Below are 21,176 nucleotides of genomic sequence, written 5' to 3'. Positions count from 1 at the left end.
GTTTTGAGGGCTCATAACGGCCCCTGCTGCGAGCTAGTTGGGTGGGTCCACCCATTTCCGATCGCAGAAGGGTAGCGTTCCATTATGAGTGCGCAGCAGCCTGACGATGTGTACACGCACGGCCACCACGAGTCGGTGGTCCGCGCCCACGCCTCCCGCACGGCGGAGAACTCGGCCGCGTTCGTGATCCCGCATCTCACGCCCGGGGTCTCCGTCCTGGACGTCGGCTGCGGGCCGGGCAGCATCACCTGYGACTTCGCGGAAATGGTGGCTCCGGGCAGGGTCGCGGGCCTGGACCGTTCCCCCGACATCATCGCCCAGGCAGCGGCCCTCGCCGCCGAGCGCGGTGTGGACAACGTCGACTTCGCCACCGGCAACGTCTACGATCTCGATTTCCCGGACGAGTCGTTCGACGTCGTCCACGCTCATCAGGTCCTGCAGCACCTCACGGACCCCGTCGCGGCCCTCCGCGAGATGCGCCGGGTGGCAAAAGCCGGCGGCATTGTGGCGGTGCGCGACGCCGATTTCCACGGCATGAGCTGGTACCCGGCCATCCCCGAACTCGACGACTGGATGGACTTGTATCAGCGGATCGCCCGCCGTAACGGCGCCGAGCCCGACGCCGGCCGCCGGCTCGTGTCCTGGGCGCAGGCCGCCGGGTTCACCGACGTGGCGCCGTCGAGCAGCAACTGGCTCTACGCCACCGGGCAGCAGCGGCGGTGGCAGGCACGGGTGTGGGGCGAGCGGGTGCTGCATTCGTCCTTTGCCGACCAGGCGCTCGAGTACGGCTTTGCCAGCGAGGCTGACCTGGCCCGGATTTCCGCCGGGTGGCACCGGTGGGGCTCCACCGAGGACGGCTGGTTCCTGATTCCCAACGGCGAGGTCATCGCCCGGGCCTGAGGCGCGGGTCCTTTGTCCGGACTCCCGGCTGGTGGGAATGCCTGGGTTTTACCGGCCGGGGCGGCCGCTGCACCCAACCCGCTCCCACCCCGAATCTGACCCGGCAGCAGTTTGGGGGTGTCTGATAGACCCTGCCACCGGCCGCCCGGGCTGCGTAGCGTGATGGCTGTGGACAGAAACGAAATCCGTGAGTTCCTGATTTCGCGCCGCGCGAAGATCAGCCCGGAGCAGGCCGGGATCCCCAGCTACGGGGAGCTGCGCCGGGTGCCGGGCCTGCGGCGTGAGGAAGTGGCGCAGCTCGCCGGGGTGAGCACGGACTACTACACGCGGCTGGAGCGCGGCAGCCTGCGCGGCGTCTCCAGCGCGGTGCTCGAGGCCGTGGCCGCTGCCCTTCAGCTGGACGAGGCCGAGCGGACGCACCTGATGGACCTGGCTCGGACGGCCAACACCCCGGCTCGTCGGGCGCCACGCCGGCCATCGCAACAGCGGGTCCGGCCCGGGGTGGCGCGTCTCCTGGATGCCATGACCGGCGTAGTTGCGCTCGTGCAGAACGGCCGTTCGGACGTGCTGGCCGCCAACTTGCTGGGCCGTGCGTTGTATGCGGAGGTGTTCAACTCCGCCGCGCAGTCGGGGCCGGGCACTCCGGGCCCGCTGCCGAACCAGGCGCGGTACCTTTTCCTCGATCCGAACGCAGGTGACTTCTACCCCGATTGGCGCGCGATCGCGGCCACTACCGTCGCGATGCTCCGCCTGGAAGCTGGGCGGAACCCGCACGACCGGGCTCTGAACGAGCTGGTGGGGGAACTAACCACACGCAGTAATCTGTTCGCCGCGCTCTGGGCCGGACACGACGTGCGAATCCACACCACAGGGACCAAACGCTTCCACCACCCGGTCGCCGGAGATTTGTCCCTTCAGTACGAAACTCTGCACCTACCCGGCGATGAAGGACAGACCCTCTTCACCTTCACGGCGGAGCCAGGCTCCGCGTCCGAACACGCGCTGGCGTTCCTCGCCAGCTGGGCGGCAACGCCTCCCGATACAGCTGCTGCCGGCGATTCTGCCGGCAGATCCAACGTCCCTGGGCTGCGATCCCACGCGCAGCCAGGAACAGCTAACCCAGGAAAGACAGAACGATCACATGACTGAGCAGGACTACATGACCGGAGCGAAGGAAAACGTGCCCGCCAAGAAAGTCTGGTTCATCACCGGCGCCGGCCGCGGCATGGGAACCGACATCGCCAAGGCGGCCCTGGCCGCCGGCCACGCGGTGGTCGCGACCGGCCGCAACCCGGAAAAGGTCACGCACGCCGTCGGMGAGAACCAGGACCTGCTGGTGGTGAAGCTCGATGTCACCGACCCTGCAGCAGCCGAAGCGGCCGTGCAGGCTGCCGTGGACCGGTTTGGCCAGATCGACGTTCTGGTCAACAACGCCGGCAATTTCTACGCCGGGTTCTTCGAGGAAATCACCCCGAAGGACTTCCGGRMACAGRTCGAAACCACCATGTTCGGGCCCATGAACGTCACCCGCGCCGTCCTGCCCGTGATGCGGGCCCGGCATTCGGGGCTGCTCATCACCATTTCCTCGACCGCCGGAATCACAGGCGGAGAGTTCCTGACTGCCTACGCGGCGGCGAAGTTCGGCCTCGAGGGCTGGGCGGAGTCGCTGGCTCCCGAAGTCGCCCCGTTCGGCATCCGCACCATACTCGTGGAGCCGGGGTTCTTCCGCACCGAGCTGCTCAGTCCGGAATCCACCAGCTATGCCGTATCCACCATTGAGGACTACGCCGAAAGGACCGAGCAGACGGTCACCGCGTGGAAGGGCATGGACGGACAGCAGGGCGGCGACCCGGCTAAGCTCGCCGACGCCCTGATCCATCTCGCCGAACTGGACGAGCCGCCGCTCCGGTTTGCCGCCGGTGCCGACGCCGTCGGGGTCTTCGAGGCCCGGGCCAAGGAGCTGCTCGCCCAGGCCGATGCCCACCGTGAGCTCTCCAGGAACCTCGCCCGCGACGACGCCTAACCCCCATCGGCCGCACCCCACCAGACAAGACCCATGAGGAAGCCCCCTTTGACGCCAGACTCTTTCGTTGCCGAAACACCCKCGCCTGCCGCATCACCGCAGTCCCCGCCGACGCAGCCAGGTTCGATACCGGTGCCTGAGGGATCGTCCCGGGCACCGAGGTTGCCGTGGGGAGGTCTTCTGATCCTGGCCGCAGCGGGTTTCATCGCCGTCACGACCGAACTCCTGCCGTCCGGGCTGCTGCCGCAGATCAGCCGCGACCTGGGGGTAGAGGAGTCGGCCGTAGGATCCCTGACAGCCGCCTACGCGGCTGTCATCGTCTTCACAGCAATTCCCCTGTCKAGGCTTCTGGGCGGACGGATCCCCCGCAAGACGTTGTTGATCGCGACAGTGGTTGCTTTCGCGGTCAGCAACGTGCTGCTGGCCTCCAGCCCCGGCTTGAGTCTGGCCATAGGCGCACGACTTCTCGGCGGCGTGGCCCACGGGATGCTGTGGTCCGGCATGGCTCCGTACGTGGCGCGGATCGTTCCAGCGCACGCGGTCGGGAAAGCAATGGCGATAGTTTTCAGCGGCACCAGCATCGCCCTGGCTGTCGGGGCTCCGATCGGCACGCTCATGGGCTCGGTGCTGACGTGGCGTGCCTCCTTCCTTATCCTGGCAGGAGTCGGAGGTGTCCTGGCCTTGCTGGCCGCCTGGATGCTCCCCGCTGCTCCGGACGGGGGCAGCAATGCAGCGCCTTCCCTCCGCGGAGCCCTGAAGTTGCCAGGCGTGATCGCCGTGGCCACGGCCTGGCCGATCCTGCTCCTTGGGCACTTCACGCTTTTTACGTACATCGCCCCGTTCCTCCAGACCTCCGGCCTACCGGATAACTTCATGGGCAGTTCCCTCTCCGTGGTGGGGGCCGCAGGCCTCGTGGGAATCTGGATCGCGGGACTGACCGCGGATTCCCATCCACGGCGCTCCCTGCTGTCCGCGGTGGCCTTGCTCGCGGGCGCCTTCGCCCTGTTGCCCGTACTGGGCGGCACGTGGGTGGGCGAACTCGTACTGCTGACCGTATGGGGAGCCGCGTTTGGGGCCATCGGCATCTACAACCAGGCAGCGATCCTCCGGGCCGGTKGAGAACACAAGGATGCGGCCAACGGCCTGACGGTGGTCACCATTCAACTGGGCATCGCCGTCGGTGCCGGGTACGGCGCTCTGGCCCTCAGCACCGCCGGTGCCCGGTTCGTGCCGTTCGCAGCTGCGATCCCGACGGCGGCAGCCCTCGCGATCATCATGGCCAGCCGCCGCGGCGGCTACCCTGCGGGCCCGCGCGAGACACGGGCTTCAGTCAAGTGCTCTGACACCATGCACATTCGGTAGCGCGTCCGCGTCAGCCCTCACAGCACGGGCACAGCGCCGCCAAAGTGCCGCCATACCTGCCACGCAGAGGCTGGGGACAGGCCGGATCCCCGGCCGGCCCGGATGCCCGGGCCCCAGCAAAGGAGTTTCACCATGGCACAGATCAACACGACGACGGCCGGCATCATGCTCGCCGCGGTGATCGGCGGCGGCGCCATCGGCGCGGCGGCCATCCCGGCAATGGCCGACGACGGCACCGGCACGTCCTCCTCCTCGAGCACCACAGCCCCTGACGGCAACAGCGGCTACGGTGTCGGCTACGGCATGCCCGGCGGCATGGGAGGCCAAGGCGGCCCGCACCAGGCCAACGGCAAGACGGAGGAGGTCCTCACCGGTGACACCGCCACGAAGGTCGAGGCGGCGGTGAAGGCTGCCCAGCCGGATGCGACGATCGAACGGATGGAGACCGACGCCGACGGCGCCACCTACGAAGCCCACATCACAAAAGCGGACGGCACCCGCGCCACCGTCCTGCTGGATGCKAACTTCACCGTGACCGAGACCCAGGACCAAGGCCAGGGCGGCCCCGGCGCCGGGGGCCATGGGGGCCCAAATGACGGGGATGCGGAAGATGCCGCCACGGGCGGTTCCACTTCCAACGGTTAACCCCTGGCGGGCGACGCGCTGGCGGTTCTGACGGGACGGTCCCGACGGCCAGTACTTCACCGCAGGCAAGCGCTGCTCCGGGCGGCGGCACCGCCGTAGTCCGGAGCAGTCGCCCCGAGTTTTTTGCCTGCCATTCCCTGTCTCCTGATCTGCGGATAGGGTGCACTGAAAGACACCCCCGTAAGGAGAACCCATGCGCAAAGTGACCGCCGGCCTGTTCTGTTCCGTGGACGGGGTGGTTGAAGACCCGTTCCTGTGGCAGTTCGACAGTTTCGATGCGGAGTTGGGTGCCGGGATGGGCGAGATGATGGGCCGGATCGATACCGGACTCCTGGGTCGCGTGGGGTACCAGCAGTGGGCCGACTACTGGCCGAACGCCGAGAGCGACGCCGACTTCGCGGGCTTCATCAACGGCCTGCCGAAATTTGTGGCGTCCAGGACCCTKGCAGGGGAGCTGGGCTGGCAAAATTCGCGCCTGATCGAGGGTCCGTTGGAGGACTTCGTGGCGAACCTGAAGAACGGCGACGGCGGCGAAATAGGAGTCTTCAGCAGCATCTCGCTRGTGCGCCAGCTGCTGTTCGCCGGGCTGCTCGACACCTTGATGCTGATCGTCCATCCCGTGATCGCGGGCAGCGGGCGTCGGCTCTTCAACGACGGCGACCCCCTCACCCGGCTGGTGCTGCAGCAGTCCCAGGAGACCAGCAAAGGCAACATGATCCTCAGCTACGGTGTCCGCGGGGACTGACTTCCCGCTGGACATCGCCGGGACCGTAAACTTGGCTGGTGCAACCCTCCCTTTGGCTGGCCCTGGCCGGCGCCGGCGTCCTGATCAGCTTCACTCCCGGCGCGGGCGCCATCAACACCATGAGCAACTCCCTGAACTCAGGGTTCCGCCGTTCCATCTGGGGCATCCTGGGCCAGCAGGCCGCCCTCGTGGTGCATATCCTGATCGTGGCCCTCGGCGTCGGCGTGCTTGTGGCGAGCTCGCCGCTCGCCTTCAACGTGATCCGCTACGCCGGCGCCGCCTACCTGGTCTATCTGGGCATCCGTCAGTTCCTGCACAAACCGGATCTGGACCAGGAGAAGGCCGCAGCCCTGCGCAATGAGCCGGCCTTCTCCATGTTCCGCCGCGGCCTCTGGGTCAATCTGCTCAACCCCAAGGCCGTGGTGTTCTTCCTGGCCTTCATGCCCCAGTTCATCCGGCCGGAGCAGCCGCTGCTGCCGCAGTACGCGGTCCTGTCCGCCACCGTGATCGTGATCGACATCCTGGTCATGTGGTTCTTCTTCGCGGCGGCGGCCAGGTCCTTCCAGCGCTTCACCCGAGACGTCCGCGGACAGAAGGTCCTGAACCGGACGTTCGGGGTGCTCTTCGTCGGCGTCGGCGTCCTGCTGGCCTCGATTCACTGACACTTAGCGATTGCCAGTCAGGGTGTGGGAAGGCGGTCTCGGGCTTGTCCTTCCGGCGCCGGAGGTCCTCCTGCGCCGGAAGGACAAGCGGACCTTCATTGCATCACTGCCACTTCTAGCGCTGGATGCCGATCCAGTGGTCKGTGGTGAACTCGTTGATGGCCCAGTCGCCGTTGAAGCGGCCCAGGCCGGAGTTGCGTTCCCCGCCGAAGGGGACGTGGGCTTCATCGTTGACGGGCATGTCGTTGATGTGGGTCATGCCTGCCTTGATGCCCAGCCCGAAGCGGACGCCGCGTTCAGTGTCCTGGGTGAACACCGAACTGCTGAGCCCGAAGTTGCTGGCGTTGGCCAGTTCTAGAGCGTGGGCTTCGTCCTCGGCGCGGATGATGCCGACGAGAGGTCCGAAGATTTCCTCTCGGGCGATCTCCATGTCCGCGGTGACGTCGGCGAAGACGAACGGGGACACGACGCGGCCGTCGATTGAGCCTTCCAGCGCAACCCGCGCACCTTCGCTTTTGGCCAGGGCGACCTTCTCTCGGATTCCGGCGAGCTGGCTGTCGTTGATCAACGGGCCGACCACGGTTTCCGGCTTGGACGGGTCGCCCACGGGGATGGAGGCTGCGGCCTGGACGAAGCGCTCCACGAACTCGTCGTACAGCGGCGCTTCGACGATGATCCGGTTCACGGCCATGCAGATCTGCCCTTGGTGCAGGAACTTGCCCAGCACCGCGGACTGCACGGCGGCGTCCAGGTCGGCGTCGCCGAGGACCACGAACGGGCTGTTGCCGCCCAGTTCCAGCGCGACGTGCTTGATGAATGCGCCGCCGACGGCGAGCCTGCCCACGTTTTGGCCCACCGGCGTCGAGCCTGTGAAGGAAATCAAGCCCGGGACGGGGTGGGTGACGAAGTCGTCGCCGATCTCGGAGCCTGCGCCGACCACGACGTTGAGAACACCTGCCGGCAGGCCGGCTTCCTCGAAGATCCGGGCCAGAATCAGTCCGCCGGTGACCGGGGTGTCGCTGGCCGGTTTGATGACGACGGCGTTGCCCAGGGCAAGTGCCGGCGCCACCGAGCGCTGGGAAAGATGCAAGGGAAAGTTCCACGGGCTGATCACACMAACGACGCCGAGCGGGCGGCGGTAGATGCGGTTTTCCTTGCCCGGGGTGTTGGATTCGACGATCCGGCCGAAGACGCGTCCGGGGAAGGACGCCGCCTCCAGCGTGATGCCGGCGGCGGCGGATACCTCCACGTTGGCCTTGATGACGGTGCTGCCGGATTCCTTGACCAGCCAGTCGATGATTTCCCCGCGGCGTTCCTCGATGATGGCGGCGGCGCGGAGCATGACCTGCTGGCGGGCGGCGGGGGTCTGCGCCGCCCAGCCTTTCTGGGCGTCTTCGGCGGCCCGGTAAGCGTCGTCGAGATCCTGGACGGTGCCCTGCCGGATGGTGGTGAGCTGATCGTTCGTGAACGGGTCGGTGACGGTCAGGACCTTGTCGGAGCGGCCTTCGCGCCATTCGCCGGCGATGTATTGCAGCTGCGTGGTCTGTCCGGCGAAGGTGCCGGCAAACGCCGTCGTGGTGTCGGTCAGTAAAGTGGCCATCGTTGTGACTCCTAAGTCTGTGGGTCTTTGGGTGAGCGGGGAGGGCCGGATCAGGCGTGCTCGGCGGCGAGGACCTTAAGCGAGTCTTCGATCCGGTTCCGGTCGGACCAGCTGCCGTGGAAGCCGAAGGGGACACGGCCGGGCAGCTTGACGCGCGCGAGCGGTGTACGCCCGAAATCGGCCGTGTCATAGATGCACAGCTCTGATAGCTCCGTCTGGCGGTTCCACCAGATGGAGAGCAGGTAACCGTCGTCCTCATTCACGGCCMCGGCCCGTGGCACGAAGATCGGTTCTGAGGGGTTGGTCAGATCATCCAGCCCCTCGATCACCGTGACCGTTTCCTTAGTGAGGTCCGTCTTGGCCAGGCCGTCGCTCATGGTGTCGGCGTCCCGGCCACGAGTGGTGGCGAAGTAGCCGAACTTGTGTTCCAGACCGACCTTGTTCGGGTTGATGGCCGGGAATTCACCCGCGATGTGGCTGGTGGCCTGGTTAGTGACGCGTCCGGTGGCGGTGTTGACGGTCCAGCGCCAGGGGATTGCGTTCATGAACCACTCATGGGAGTCCACGGGCCGGGTGATACGGTCCGCCGGGGTGCCGAAGCGTTCMTTGATGCGAGGGGCTTCGATGACGATTTCGTTGCCTCGCTCGTAGGCGTTGAAGAAGTGCGTCGGGAAGAACGTCTCGTCGACCCGGTAGGTCCGCACTTCGTGGGTCGTCCGGTGCATGGTGACGATCTCGACGCCGTTGTTCGTGGCTGCGGGGTCCCAGACCAGGCCCGGCTTGCCCTGGCCGATATTGGGTGCCAGGAACAGCCCCGGGGTAACGAAGAAGATCGCGTAGTTCTTGCTCACCGCGAAGTCGTGGAACATGGACGGGGCACTGGTGCTGAAAGCGAAGGTGTCGAGGACCTTCCCGTGCCGGTCTGCCTCATACCAGGTGACGTTGGTGCCCATGTAGGAGTAGAAGAGCATATTGCCGGTGTCTGGGTCGAGCTTGTAGTGGGCCGTGCAGGTGAACGKGACATCGCCGTTGAAGTCATATGTCCCGAATGTTTCCAGGGACTGCGGATTCATCTGGTGCGGCAGGCCGCCCTCGAAGAACACGAGCAGCCGGTCGGCGAGAACGCCGACGTTAGTGTTGGGCACGTTCTTCATGGGCGGGGCGCCGGCCGGCAGTGATGGGGCCGTGCCGCCGTTGACGAACCCGGAGTAGACCGCCTCCCCCGCCTCCATCTCGACTTTCAGCGCGTCGGTCATGACCCATTTGTTCCGGTAGGCGGCCTTTCCGTCGCGGAGATAGGTAGCGTAGACCATGCCGTCACCTTCGAACCAGTGGTAGCGGTCCGTGTTGCGCGGCTTGAACTTGGGATTGGACCCGGTGCGGAACAGTGCTCCGTCGAGGTCGTCGGGAATCTTGCCGATGACCTCGAGGTCGAAGGCTTCGGTCTCCTCATGCCAGGGGGTGAAGGGGCCGTTGAGGAACTTGTTGTCTGTCTCCCACATGGTGGTGCCTTTCGGTATTGGAGTTCTAGGAGTTCTTGGCCGACGAGGGCCAAATGCCGTGGTTGCCCGGCGAGAGCGTCCCGGCGGGGTCCAGAGCGTCCTTGAGGGAGGTGTAAAGCCGGTTCAAGGCATGATCGTTGAAGTCGAAGTTCTCTGCCACGTGCTCGATCAGCGAGGGGTGAGCACGGTATTCGCTCCAGCCCCATTCGGCGGCCTTTTCACACATGAGTTCGACGGCGGCGTGTGCGGCTGCCGCTTCGGCAGGGTCGTTCACGTCGAAGAAGACCATGCAGGCGCCCACGAGGCTGCGGGTGTTGGCGATCCAGCCGAAGCCCGCCACCAGTCCGGCTTCTTCGAGGATGGTGCGGACCATGAGCTCGTGCTTGGCGGCGGATTCGCCGTCGAACGGGATCGCGGGCGAGAAGTCGATGTGGCCAACGTTTTCGCCGATGTGCTTCTTCATCATGTCCAGCAGGAACATGTTAGGGATGCCGGCCGGGACCAGGTCCAGGGGGTGCACTTMTTCCGGGCTGACGTCGCCGCGATAGGACCTTAGGTCTACGGTGACGCCGGGGAGATGGGCCACGGCATCGGTGACAATGCGGCGCCGTGCCTCCACTATGGCTTCGTGGCCKTAGAAGGCKATGCGGGCGTGCCAGCGCCCCGGGGGAAGTGTCGCGGACAGCTTCGCCGCCTTCGACATCCCGGCGGTGTCCTGCATCGGGTTGGCCCGACCGTCCTCGGGTTCCGGTGAGCTGGTGATCAGCGGGAGGCCCTGGATGGTGCCGTCCAGCACCAGAGGGCGGAGCGCGTCGATGAGCGGGGCAATGTCCTCGTCGTTGTGGCAGATGATCGCCCCCGTGGTGAATACCTCGGGCTCGGGCATGAGCCAGACGCCCATCTTGGACACGATGCCGAAGTTGGACTGCATGAACAGGCTGTCCAGGGAGGGGCCGAAGCCGCGTTTGTGGCGCTGCCACATGGGGCTGCTGCTGATGGCGCCGAGGCCGGTGCGGACCACTTCGCCGGAGGCGAGGACCACTTCCATGCCGCAGACGGCGCTGGCGTGGTCGCCGTTGACGGTGTAGCCGTATCCGTGGTMCAGGGTGTTGCCGACGATGCTGCCCCAGCCGAGGTCCGGGACGGAGATCCAGAGCTTCAGCCCGCGGGCCTTGATCTCGTTGTAGAGGTCGAAGAAGCTCACTCCGGGCTCCAGAAGTGCGTAGCCGGCGGCTTCATCGATTTCCAGAATCTTGTTCATGCGGCGCAGGCTCAGGACCACGGAGCCGTTGACCACCGGCGCGGAGCCGCCATAGCCGTAGTTGCGTCCGGTGGAGGAGGTCCAGAGCTGGATCTGCAGTTCGTTGGCGATCCGAACCACGGCCTGGATTTGTTCCACGGTGGAGGGCTGGACCACGAAGGAGGGCTGGTAGTCCTTTGCATCGTCGCCCTCGTAAGGGTCGCGGAAGTCCTTGACCTGGCTCTCGTCCAGCAGGACGGCGTCGGCGCCGAGAACTTCGGTCATCCGCGCAATGGCCTTGGCCAGGACCGAAGATGAATTGTTGATCTCAGTGGTTGTTGTCATGTGCTGTGTCACGCTCCGTTGCTTGACGGGTGTTCAGCTCCGAACACCGTTGCTATCAAGTGTGGTTTGGGACACGTGTCCCGTTCTTGGCGCCGGAGTGCAAGAAAAGCGGCTGCCTATGGTGCCCGGGAGCAGAGGGCCGCCACCCCGGAAGCACGGCCACGGAATCTATACTGGCCCTCGGGGCCAAGACCAAAGGCGGTTTGTAGTAGTGATGAATTGGATGGATAGCCTCCGCCCGACGGCGTCCGCCCCAGGGGACGGTCCGGCATCAGATCCGGAGATCATTGCCAGCGCCGAGGCGGAAATCGGGGTGCCCGCCACGGTGTGGGCGGCKGAGACTGCCGCGGACATAGTCCGCCTGGTKGATGAAGACTTCAGCCTCGCCGGAACGCCCGGCATGATGACCGGCACCGAGCGGGAGGGCTGTGAAGCGTGCCTGCTGACAACCCTGATCGGCTTGCATCGCGGCACTGTCGCGGCTGACATTGTCGCCCCTCGCGGCGCCCAGGAGAATGTCCGGTTGTCCGTGCGTCAGGGCGTCCCCATCGCKAGCGTGCTGCGCACTGTCTGGGCCTGCCACACCCGGGTTCAGGACGCGCTGCTGGCCGTCATCGAGCGGGAAGTTCCTGCGGATCGCATGGTCGCTGAAGTGCGCGAGCTGAATGCGGCCCTATTTTCCTACGTGAACTCCTACGTCAGCGACCTCATGCGCGGTTACGAGGACGAGCTCGCCCTCTGGCATGGCAGGCTTCCGGCCGAACGGTTGAGGGTTCTCACGGCAATTCTCGACGGCGAAGAGCCCGCCGAAGACGCCGAACGCATCCTAGGCCTCCGGCTGAGCGGGCACCATCTGATCGCCTTGGGCCGGGCCGCCACGAGCGGCCACATCCCGGACCGYGATGCCGCGCGGCAGCGTTTCGGCACGGACGCCGCGCAGTCGCTGGGCGCGACGGGTTTCCTGACCATCGAGCACCAGGGCACCACGCTGTTCTGGTGGGCGTTCAACACCCGCCCCGCCCCTTCGGTGATGAGCGCGCTGCGTGAAGTACCCCGCCCCGACTGGATCCAGCTCGCGGCCGGACGGCCCGGCTCGGGGCTTTCGGGGTTGCGCGAAAGCCACTTTGAGGCCCAGCAGGCTGCCTTGGTGGCGCGGCTTTCGCCGCGGCAGAAGTTCTGGGACTACGAGGACGCCGGCATGCTGGCGCTGCTTGTTGCCGATCCGGAAGGGGCGGCCAGGTTCGTTCAGGTCCAGCTCGCCGGTCTGCTGGGTCCGGACCAGAAACTGACCGACATCCGCKACACCCTGCGGCACTTCCTGATGGCCGGCAGCAGTCGCCTCGCCGCAGCCCAGGCACTGCATCTGGCCACGAACACCGTGGCGTACCGGATGAAGCGTGCCGCGGAGCTGCTCGGCCGGCCCATCAACGAGAACCAGGTGGTGACGCTGGTGGCCCTGCAGTTGGCACACACGTTCCCGCAACTGATGGACGCGCCGGCGCTTCCGAAGTGAGGAATGGTGCCTGACGAGGATCGGCCGGCCCGGGCGTGTTGGTGAGCCCGGACGGGCTCAGAGTCCGGATGCCACCGACAGCGCCCGGGCCGTGCCCGCCAGTTCGGGCGCTTCCCGGGCCACGACTTCCTCAATGTAGGCGGTGGCAGCGTCCGCGAGCCCGTCGTAGAGGCGCACCAGCAGGTCCCGGGCCTCAGTACGGGGCCAGGCTTCCGGCAGGAGCTCGGCGGGAAGGTCAGGGTCACTCCACGGGAAGGCCCGCCACGCGTCCATCAGCTCGGTCCTGACCCTGAAGGCCTCCGCCGGGCTGACCGTTCCGGCGTCGAGACGCTCCGCCCAGGGCGTGAATTTCTCGGTGAACGGACGGTACTGTTCCTTGAACTCCTGCGGCGACCAGGCCTCGATGAGCCGTTTGCCGCGGAGGCTGGATTCCGCCGTGCGGAAGATGACGTAGTCGTCCACGCCATAGCCCTTGCAGGTTTTTTCGAGCTCCTCGGAGTGGTCGCGCGGGGAGACCCACAGGGCCCCGAACAGCGGCGCGAATCCGCGCCAACGCAAGCGTGAGCGGAACATTTCGCGGACATCCCGCGAGGTCTCCGGAATGGAAAACGCGATGACGGTCCAGTTGCCGTCCCAGTGGCGGGACTCCTCGCCGAAGGCGGAGACCTGTGCGAAGCCTTGGCGCAGCCGGTTCCGTGCGCCMTGGGTGATGMGGTAGCGCGAGGTCCGCCCGGCACTCGACTGTTCCAGTACACCGCGCGAGGCCAGGCGGCTCAGCGCCGTCGCCGTCGCCGAGGCCGTGATCCCGAGGCCGGCGGCCAGGGCGGCGATAAGCCGGGACGGCAGCCATTCCTCGCTGGTGAACCAGTAGTCGACCAGGAGGGTGACCAACTGGTGCTGGGTGGACGGCCCCTTCAACGGMCGCGGAAAGTCGATGGCCAGGTCCGGGTCCATGCCGGGCACGAAGGCCGGCCGCTCGCTCATCACGCCTCCATCATGCYAGCCGCATCCACTGTCATTTTTATTTTGCACTTAGATTGACGGACGTAGAACTAAGTGCATACCATTGCTTACAGGGTGACGGAGGCCACAGCCGACCCCGCCGCCCTGCTCAGCATGCGAGCCACAGATCTTTCCCAGCCTCACCGTTTCAGGTGCTACTTGCCTGCCCACCTAGGAGATCCGCAATGACCGCTGGTCCCATCGTTCCGCCGTCGCCGTTGACGCCGCCCGCGGAACAGGCCCCCGATTCCCGCGAGGGAACCAACCATGCCCGCCGTGCCGCCGCCGCCAGCTTCATCGGCAGCACCCTGGAGTACTACGACTTCTTCATCTACGGTTCGGCTTMGGCCCTGATCTTCAACAAGATCTTCTTCCCGGGCATCGATCCCGCCCTCGGCACCATCCTGTCCATGGCCACCATCGGCATCGGCTACGTTGTCCGGCCCMTMGCGGCCAGCGTGATCGGCCACTTTGGCGACCGCCTMGGTCGGCGCMAGATGCTGGTCCTGACGCTCGTCGTCATGGGCGTGGCCACCTTCCTCATCGGCTGCCTGCCGCCGGCGGCCGCCATCGGCGCCGCCGCCCCGGTGCTCCTGGTGGTTCTGCGCGCACTTCAGGGCGCCTCCGCGGCCGGAGAGTCCGTCGGCGCTGTCACCATKACCATGGAGCATGCGCCCAGCAACAAACGGGCCTTCTACAGCAGCTGGGTCAACACCGGTGCCGTGGCCGGGATCATGCTCGCCTCCCTGGCCTTCCTCGCAGTGTCTCTCCTCCCGCAGGAAGACCTGCTCACCTGGGGATGGCGGCTGCCGTTCCTAGCCAGCATCCTGGTGGTCGCCGTCGGCCTCTACGTCCGCCTGCGGCTGCCCGAATCCGAGGTCTTCGAAGCCGCGAAGGAGGAAGGCGCCAGCCAGGAACTGCMCCTCAAGGTCGTCCTGCGCGATCACTGGCGCACCATCGTCAAAGTCATCTTCTTCGGGCTCTGGAGCGTGGTGTCCTCGGTCTTCGCGGCCTTCGGACTGGCGTATGCGACCGGAAAATTCGGCGTCCCCTCCGCCGCCATGCTCGGGGTCACCATTGCCACGGCMGCCCTGGGCATCATCGCCCAGCCCTACGCCGGTATTCTGGCCGACCGGATCGGCCGCAAGCCGGTCTTCATCACCGGCAACATCATCTGTGCCGTGGCCGCCTTCGCCTACTTCTGGTCCATCAGCACCGCAGTCGTACCGCTGATCTTCGCCAGCGGCATCCTCTTCATGACCGTGGGCTACGGAATGGTCAACCCGCTGGGGCCGGCCATGACGGCCGAAATGTTCCCCACCCGGATCCGCTACACGGGCGCCGCCACGGCCTCGCAGCTGGGACTCGTCGTCACCGGCTTCGCCCCGGCGATCGCGGCCGCCATTGTCCAGCCCGGCCCCGCCGGCTGGATCCCGGTGGCGGCCTTCACGGCAGCCTGCTGCCTCGTCTCCGCGGCCGTCACCGCGATCTGGGTCAAGGAAACCTACCAGGTGCCCACCGAGGCCCTCGGCGCCAAGGCATCGGCCGGCGCCCCCGCCTAAAACCCGCTACTCACCAGCCACTCACCCGAAGGGGGCCGGGACGCGTGCACCGCGCCCCGGCCCCTCCCGGCATGTCTATCCGCATCTCCGTTCCACGTTAGGACCCTTCCGTGACACCCCGCCCCGTGCTTATTGACCATGACGTCGAGACACCGCTGCCCGACGGCACCATGCTGCGCTCCACCGTGTACCGACCCGCGGACGGGGAACCCTGCCCGGTCCTGCTGACCAGGACGCCATACGGCAGGGACCTTGCCGTCAATTCCGCCTACCTGAACCCGGCGACGGTCGCCGCCGCGGGCTACGTGGTGATCCTGCAGGACTGCCGCGGGCGCTTCGGTTCCGGCGKAACGTTCGAGCCCTCCGTCAATGAGGCGTCCGACGGCGCCAGCACAGTCGAGTGGGCAGCGCGGCTGCCGTACTCCAACGGCGTGGTGGGCATGTGGGGGCGGTCATACTTCGCCGAAACCCAGTGGCGCGCGGCCTCTCGCCGGCCCGCCGGGCTGGCCGCGTTGGCCCCCGGTATCTCCGCTGGAGCCAACGCAAACAACGGCTCTCTCTACCGCGGCGGCGCCTTCGAGCTCGGCAGCCGCCTCACGTGGGGCCATGCCTCCATCGCCGTCAATGAGCTGCTCCGGGAGTTCTCCGATGACCCCGAGCTCCGGGCCAAGGAAATGGAATCGTGGCTGGACCTCGACCGCTCGTTTTCCGACGCCACGGCCTTCGGCACACTGCCGCTCCGGGACCTGTCCCCGAGACTCGGCACTTTCATGAGACGCCACGTCCTGCCCTCGGCCGGAGAAGCCCCGGGGAGCGGCTTCACGCGCGTGTGGGACGCCGCGTCGGCCGCACCGGTGGACATGCCCACCCTGCACATCGGCGGCTGGTTCGACATCTTTGCCCCGAGCACGCTCGCGCAGTACCGGATGCAGCTCGAGCACAGCCGCACCAACCCCGCGGCCGCGCCGCGGCTCATCATCGGCCCGTGGACCCACACCAACTTCTCCGGGGTCTACCCGGATGTCAGCTTCGGCCTCAACGCGGCCGCCGGCGTGATGAACGGCCTCGGCGACCTGTCCGGACTCCAGACGGCCTGGTTCGATGCCGTCCTCAAGGGCGATCCCGACGGGCTGCGCCAGGTGCCGCCGGTCCTGCTGTACGTCATGGGGGAAAACCGGTGGCACGGCTTCGAGGAACTTCCGGCCCCGCCCCGGCAGCGCTCGTGGTTCCTTGGCGCCGGCGGGTCCCTCGGGGATGTGCCGGGCGCCGCCGGGCAGGAAAGCTACGACTACGATCCCCTCGACCCTGTCCCGACGGCGGGCGGGGCCACCATGATCCACGGCGCCGTCCCGGCAGGGCYGGCGCACCAGCAGGCCGTCGAGGCCCGCGACGACGTCCTGACCTTCACGACGGCGCCGTTCGACGCACCCGTGACMGTCTTCGGCGAGGTCAGCGCCACCTTCTTCGCCGCGTCCTCCGCCGTCGACACAGATTTMGTGGTGCGCCTCTGCCGGGTCACCCCGGACGGCACGTCCCTGGGCCTGTCCGACGGGATCATCCGCGCGTCCTGGCGGGACAGCTACGCAGGCAACKGGCTCTGGGAGCCCGGCCACGAGCCCTCCCCGATCGCACCCGGTAAGCCGTATGAATACACCGTCAGTCTCTGGCAGACGGCGTACACCTTTGCCCCCGGTGAGCGGCTCCGCGTGCAGATCACGTCCAGCTGCCATCCGCGCTGGGACCGGAACCTCAACACGGGCAAGCTCGCCTACGACTCCGCCGAGACAATCGTTGCCCGGCAGTCMGTCCTGTTCGGCGAGGGCCACCCGAGCCGGCTGACGGCCGGCATCCTGTGACCGCCCCTCCTCCGGCACCGTCGGGACTGCCCTTCCCTCCCGGACTTTCCTTCCTGACGGAGGTGTCCGTGAGCGTCGGGGAGCCGGTGGAGGTCGGGCCCACGCCGGAGGGCCACCGCCGAATGGTTCCCATCACCGGCGGAACCGTCCGAGGGCCTTCCCTCAACGGGCGGGTGCTGCCCGGCGGCGCCGACTACCAGTTCCTCCGCGGCCCCACCCTGACGGAACTGGACGCCCGGTACGTGCTGGAAACCGACGACGGCCACCGGATCTTCGTGCACAACACGGCGCTCCGGCACGGCTCGGCCCGGGACATCGAGCTGTTGAACTCCGGCGCCGCCGTCGACCCTTCCCGGATTTACTTCCGCTGCTGGCCGCGGCTCACCACCGCGTCCCCCGCCCTGGACTGGCTGAATACGCGACTCATGCTCGGGACGGGCATCCGGCAGCCCGGCCGGGTGGTCATCAGCATCTTCACTGTCGATTAATCGGCCGAGGCGATTAGCGGGCCTCCCCGTCCGGTTTCGTGCGGCGGCCCTGTCCGGTTTCGTGCCGGGCGGCCTCCGTCCGGGGGCACTTTGAGCACAATGCCCGACGCCGCCGCCCTGGTTGGCGGCGTGTCGGCACCAAAGTGCCCCCGGACCGCAGCCGCACCGCCCCGCGGCTGCGGGGCACGGACCCACACGGTCCCTGCTCCCTATCAGACGTGTCCGGGCGTCAGTTTCCTCAGATCGGCCTTCCGGATCTTGCCGCTCGCCGTCCTCGGCATCTCTGCCACGAACACCACGGACTTGGGGATCTTGTACCKCGCGAGCCGGTCCTCCAGGTGGGAGCGCAGCTGCTCTTCCGTGAGCCGGGCTCCCTCGCGCAGCAGCACCACGGCCCGCGGCACCTCGCCCCACTTCTCGTCCGGCACGCCGATCACCGCGACACTGCCGACGGCGTCGAGCTCGGCGATGGCCTGCTCCACCTCGGCCGGGTAGATGTTCTCCCCGCCGGAGATGATCATGTCCTTGAGCCGGTCGGAGATGAACACGAAACCGTCCGGGTCCTTGTAGCCCATGTCGCCGGACTTGAACCAGCCGTCAGCGGTGTAGGAATCTGCGGAGGCCTCGGGCCGGTTCCAGTACTGGGGGATGACGTTCGGCCCCTTGATCTGGATCTCCCCCACCGTTCCGGGCGCCGCCGGGCCGKCCGCCGGGTCCACGGGATCGGCCACCCGGACCTCGGTGAAGAAATGCGGCAGCCCCGAGGACCCCGCCTTGTCCCGGGACCGGGCCGCCGGCAGTGTGGTGGCGCCCGGCGCCGTCTCGGTCATGCCGTAGCCGTTGGAGAAGCGCAGCCCCCGCCGTTCGTAGGCTTCCAGGACCCGCAGGGGCACGGCGGACCCGCCGCACGTCAGTTTGTTCAGCGAGCTGAGGTCCGTGGTGTCCCAGTCCGGGTGCTCGCACAGCATCTGATACGTGGTGGGCACCCCGCTGATGGTCGTTGCACGGTGCCGCTCGATTAGCTCCAGCGTCCGGCGGGGATCGAACTTGGCTTCCAGGACCACGGTGCCGCCCTTCAGGAGCGTGGGCAGGACGCCCATATCGAGGGAGGCGACGTGAAACATCGGCGAGATCATGAGGGCCACATCGGTGGAGGCAAAGTCGAAGTCGACCAGTACGTTGACGCAATTCCACGTGATGTTGCCGTGCGTCAGGAGCGCGCCCTTGGGGTTTCCGGTGGTTCCGKAGGTGTAGAGGATCATGGCGGCGTCATCCAGGCCCACGGGCTCGTCCGGCGGTAGCGCCGCGCCGGAGGCGATCACGGCCTCAAAGGCCTCCACGGCGGTTCCGCCGTCGGGCCCTGTTTTCCCGGGAACTGTCGTGCCGGGCACCGCTGAATCGTCGACGACGATCCGCCCGCCCACCGCGGTTCCCGCCGAGCCGCGTTCCGCAAGTTCCTCGAGCGCCGCCGAGTGGACCAGCAGTACGGCGCCGCTGTCCCGGAGCTGGAACTGGATTTCGGGCGGCGCGAGCCGGGTGTTCAGCGGGACGAAGACCGCCCCGGCCAGGCCGGCGGCGAACAGGGTCTCCAGGAAGGAGGGATCGTTTTCGCCGAGGTAGGCCACGCGGTCGCCCTTGGCCACACCGCGGTCCCGAAGGGCGTTGGCGAGCCGGGCGGACCGGTCCGCGAGATCGACGTAGCTGAGCTMCCTGTCCCCGGTGATGACGGCGGTCTTGGTGCCCGACTTCGGGCGGCGCCGTTGCAGCCACGAGCCGATGCCAAAATTCTCCACGGCAAATMCTTTCTAGTTAGACGGTAGTACGCGGGGACCGGGTTAGGACCGGACAGTCTGCAGATCGTTGTTCTTMGGCTCGCGGGTCAGCAGGATGAAGACGATCGACACGACGGACATGATGGCCAGGTACCAGACCACGGCGGCGGTGTTCTGTCCGGAATCCTTGAAGATCTGCGCCACGATGCCCGGCGTGAATCCGGCCCCGAGGAGGGTGGCGAGCTGGTAGCCCAGCGAGGCGCCGGTGTAGCGCGAGGTGGTGCCGAACTGCTCGGACACGAAGGCCGCGAGCGGGCCGAACAGGGTGGAGTGGATCATGAGGCCGATTGCGAAGGCCACGAAGATCAGCCCGATGTTGTTCGAGGACAGGAGCTGGAACATCGGTGTGAGGTAGAGGATGAAGAGCACCAGGCCGCCGATCATCACGGGCCGCCGGCCCAGCTTGTCGGAGAGGCGGCCGCCCATGATCACGAACGCGATGGACACGAAGGAGGCTGCGGCAAAGGCGTAKAGCACGCCCTGCCGGTCCGCGCCCTTGGACACGGCATAGGTCACGGAGAACGTCGCCAGCACCACCTGGAGCGCAAAGCCCGCGGCGCCGGCCAGCATGGTGAAGATCAGCGTCTTGGGCCGGCGCAGGACCTGCAGGAGCGGAATCTCGCGGCGCGCCGGCGCACCGCCCGGAACTGTGCCCGGCGCCGTCTCGGCCTTTGCCTGTTCGGCTTGCTCTTGTTCAAGCGCCGCCTTGAAGATGGGGCTTTCGGTGACCTTGAGCCGGACAAACATGCCGACGCCGAGCAGGACGAAGGACAGCAGGAACGGCACGCGCCAGCCCCAGGCTAGGAACTGATCATTGGGCAGGGCCGCGAAGGCACCCATGACAAGGGTTCCCAGGACCGCGCCGGTGGGGGCGCCGGCGTTGACGAACGAGGCCGCGAAGCCGCGCTTGCCCGACTCCGAGTGCTCAAGCGCCATGAGCGCGGCGCCGCCCCACTCCCCGCCCACGGCAATGCCCTGGCAGACGCGGAGGAACACGAGCATCACGGCGCCCCAGGCTCCGGCCACCGCGGCGCCGGGCACCAGCCCGATCAGGGTGGAGGCGATGCCCATGACCAGCATCGAGATGATCAGCATGTTTTTGCGGCCCAGCCGGTCGCCGAAGTGGCCGAAGATGATGCCGCCGAGGGGCCGCGCCACATAGCCTGCGGCGAAGGTGCCGTAGGCGGCCACCACCCCCACCCACTCGTCCATGCCGGTGAAGAACACCTTCGGGAAGACCACGGCGGCGGCCGTGGCGTAGAGCAGAAAGTCGTAATACTCAATGGTGCTGCCGAGATAGCTGGAGGCAATGACGGTCCGTGCTTCACGGCGACGCGTACCCGCGTCCAGGGCCTGCAACTGCGAAATTTKGGACATCGTTGTTCCTTTAAGTGCAGAGGAATGGGGTGCAGAGGGATGGGGCGGAGAGTGGTGTGGCGGCCGTAGCGGCTTACTTGTAGAAGCGGGCGAGGAACTCCGCGACGACGGCGGGGCGTTCCTGGCCTTCGATCTCGATCGTGTTGGCGACCTTGATCTGGGCGCCCCCCTTGACTTCGGTGACCTCGGCGATGGTGGCCCGCATGCGGATGCGCGAGCCCACCTTGACCGGGGAGGTKAAGCGGACCTTGTCGAGGCCGTAGTTGACCTTGGTGGTGACGCCCTCGACKTCGAACAGCTCGCCCCAGAACGGGATGATGAGCGAGAGGGTGAGGAAGCCGTGGGCGATMGGGGCGCCGAAGGGGCCGTCCTTGGCGCGTTCCGGATCCACGTGGATCCACTGGTCATCACCGGTGGCATCGGCGAACTTGTTGATCTGTTCCTGGGTGATTTCGCGGTAGTCGGTGACACCGAGGTCGGTGCCGGCGAGGGTGAGCAGTTTGTCGAAGTCGACGACGAGGT

General features: G+C 67.0%; 18 protein-coding genes. 11 read left to right on the top strand and 7 right to left on the bottom strand.

Translation table 11 applies throughout. The annotated features are described in order from the left end of the window. Positions 1-84 precede the first annotated feature (84 nt). The 7 genes from AC1DBQ_RS13000 (at position 85) to AC1DBQ_RS12970 (ending at position 6,337) form a co-directional block, all read left to right on the top strand. The gene (locus AC1DBQ_RS13000; protein WP_116767854.1) at positions 85-900 is read left to right on the top strand and encodes a methyltransferase domain-containing protein; all 816 of its coding nucleotides are present in this window, start codon (positions 85-87) and stop codon (positions 898-900) included. Positions 901-1,062: 162 nt separating this feature from the next. After that, positions 1,063-2,049: a helix-turn-helix domain-containing protein gene (locus AC1DBQ_RS12995; RefSeq protein WP_476928894.1), complete on the top strand. Its 987-nt coding sequence runs from the start codon at positions 1,063-1,065 to the stop codon at positions 2,047-2,049. After that, the gene (locus tag AC1DBQ_RS12990; RefSeq protein ID WP_476928893.1) at positions 2,042-2,923 is read left to right on the top strand and encodes an SDR family oxidoreductase; all 882 of its coding nucleotides are present in this window, start codon (positions 2,042-2,044) and stop codon (positions 2,921-2,923) included. Before AC1DBQ_RS12995 ends, AC1DBQ_RS12990 begins: the two co-directional genes overlap by 8 nt. Before the next feature lie 132 nt (positions 2,924-3,055). Continuing rightward, positions 3,056-4,285, top strand: a complete 1,230-nt coding sequence (locus AC1DBQ_RS12985; protein ID WP_476928892.1) for an MFS transporter — start codon at positions 3,056-3,058, stop codon at positions 4,283-4,285. Positions 4,286-4,417: 132 nt separating this feature from the next. Continuing rightward, complete coding sequence (locus AC1DBQ_RS12980; protein WP_476928891.1) at positions 4,418-4,930, top strand: hypothetical protein; 513 nt, start codon at positions 4,418-4,420, stop codon at positions 4,928-4,930. A gap of 193 nt (positions 4,931-5,123) precedes the next feature. Beyond that, complete coding sequence (locus AC1DBQ_RS12975) at positions 5,124-5,675, top strand: dihydrofolate reductase family protein (RefSeq protein WP_476928890.1); 552 nt, start codon at positions 5,124-5,126, stop codon at positions 5,673-5,675. A gap of 38 nt (positions 5,676-5,713) precedes the next feature. Further along, complete coding sequence (locus tag AC1DBQ_RS12970; protein WP_476928889.1) at positions 5,714-6,337, top strand: LysE family transporter; 624 nt, start codon at positions 5,714-5,716, stop codon at positions 6,335-6,337. Between the two features lie 115 nt (positions 6,338-6,452). Here the strand turns inward: AC1DBQ_RS12970 and AC1DBQ_RS12965 are convergent, their stop codons facing one another. From AC1DBQ_RS12965 to AC1DBQ_RS12955, 3 genes are read right to left on the bottom strand one after another with little or no spacing between them, the layout of a single operon-like run. Beyond that, a complete protein-coding gene (locus AC1DBQ_RS12965; protein WP_476928888.1) occupies positions 6,453-7,937 on the bottom strand; it encodes an aldehyde dehydrogenase family protein in 1,485 nt (494 codons plus the stop codon). A gap of 50 nt (positions 7,938-7,987) precedes the next feature. Beyond that, on the bottom strand, positions 7,988-9,439 hold the full coding sequence (locus tag AC1DBQ_RS12960; protein WP_476928887.1) for a carotenoid oxygenase family protein: 1,452 nt from the start codon (positions 9,437-9,439) through the stop codon (positions 7,988-7,990). A gap of 25 nt (positions 9,440-9,464) precedes the next feature. Then, positions 9,465-11,024, bottom strand: coding sequence for an FAD-binding oxidoreductase (locus AC1DBQ_RS12955; RefSeq protein WP_476928886.1), 1,560 nt, complete (start codon positions 11,022-11,024; stop codon positions 9,465-9,467). A 223-nt stretch (positions 11,025-11,247) separates the two neighbouring features. On the opposite strand from AC1DBQ_RS12955, the gene AC1DBQ_RS12950 reads away from it, so the two are divergent. Beyond that, positions 11,248-12,537 (top strand): PucR family transcriptional regulator, encoded by a 1,290-nt coding sequence (locus tag AC1DBQ_RS12950; RefSeq protein ID WP_476928885.1) that lies wholly within the window; start codon positions 11,248-11,250, stop codon positions 12,535-12,537. 57 nt (positions 12,538-12,594) lie between these two features. Here AC1DBQ_RS12950 and AC1DBQ_RS12945 read toward each other — a convergent pair whose 3' ends face one another. After that, positions 12,595-13,521, bottom strand: a complete 927-nt coding sequence (locus tag AC1DBQ_RS12945; RefSeq protein ID WP_476928884.1) for a PaaX family transcriptional regulator — start codon at positions 13,519-13,521, stop codon at positions 12,595-12,597. A 203-nt stretch (positions 13,522-13,724) separates the two neighbouring features. Here AC1DBQ_RS12945 and AC1DBQ_RS12940 point away from each other — a divergent pair, with 203 nt between their 5' ends. The 3 genes from AC1DBQ_RS12940 to AC1DBQ_RS12930 all read left to right on the top strand — a co-directional run bounded on the left by AC1DBQ_RS12940 (position 13,725) and on the right by AC1DBQ_RS12930 (position 17,445). Continuing rightward, positions 13,725-15,101, top strand: a complete 1,377-nt coding sequence (locus AC1DBQ_RS12940) for an MFS transporter (protein ID WP_476928883.1) — start codon at positions 13,725-13,727, stop codon at positions 15,099-15,101. 110 nt (positions 15,102-15,211) lie between these two features. Further along, the gene (locus AC1DBQ_RS12935; protein ID WP_476928882.1) at positions 15,212-16,957 is read left to right on the top strand and encodes a CocE/NonD family hydrolase; all 1,746 of its coding nucleotides are present in this window, start codon (positions 15,212-15,214) and stop codon (positions 16,955-16,957) included. After that, complete coding sequence (locus tag AC1DBQ_RS12930) at positions 16,954-17,445, top strand: DUF3237 domain-containing protein (protein WP_476928881.1); 492 nt, start codon at positions 16,954-16,956, stop codon at positions 17,443-17,445. Before AC1DBQ_RS12935 ends, AC1DBQ_RS12930 begins: the two co-directional genes overlap by 4 nt. 212 nt (positions 17,446-17,657) lie before the next feature. Here the strand turns inward: AC1DBQ_RS12930 and AC1DBQ_RS12925 are convergent, their stop codons facing one another. From AC1DBQ_RS12925 to AC1DBQ_RS12915, 3 genes are all read right to left on the bottom strand, one after another. Beyond that, a complete protein-coding gene (locus tag AC1DBQ_RS12925; RefSeq protein ID WP_476928880.1) occupies positions 17,658-19,238 on the bottom strand; it encodes an acyl-CoA synthetase in 1,581 nt (526 codons plus the stop codon). 42 nt (positions 19,239-19,280) lie between these two features. Continuing rightward, positions 19,281-20,654 (bottom strand): MFS transporter, encoded by a 1,374-nt coding sequence (locus AC1DBQ_RS12920; RefSeq protein WP_476928879.1) that lies wholly within the window; start codon positions 20,652-20,654, stop codon positions 19,281-19,283. A gap of 73 nt (positions 20,655-20,727) precedes the next feature. Next, positions 20,728-21,176: MaoC family dehydratase (locus tag AC1DBQ_RS12915; RefSeq protein ID WP_476928878.1), on the bottom strand; the 449-nt coding region annotated here is incomplete at its 5' end.

This window comes from Arthrobacter sp. 10T413_2 (assembly GCF_056394205.1).
This window is presented reverse-complemented; position numbering and strand designations above follow the sequence as displayed.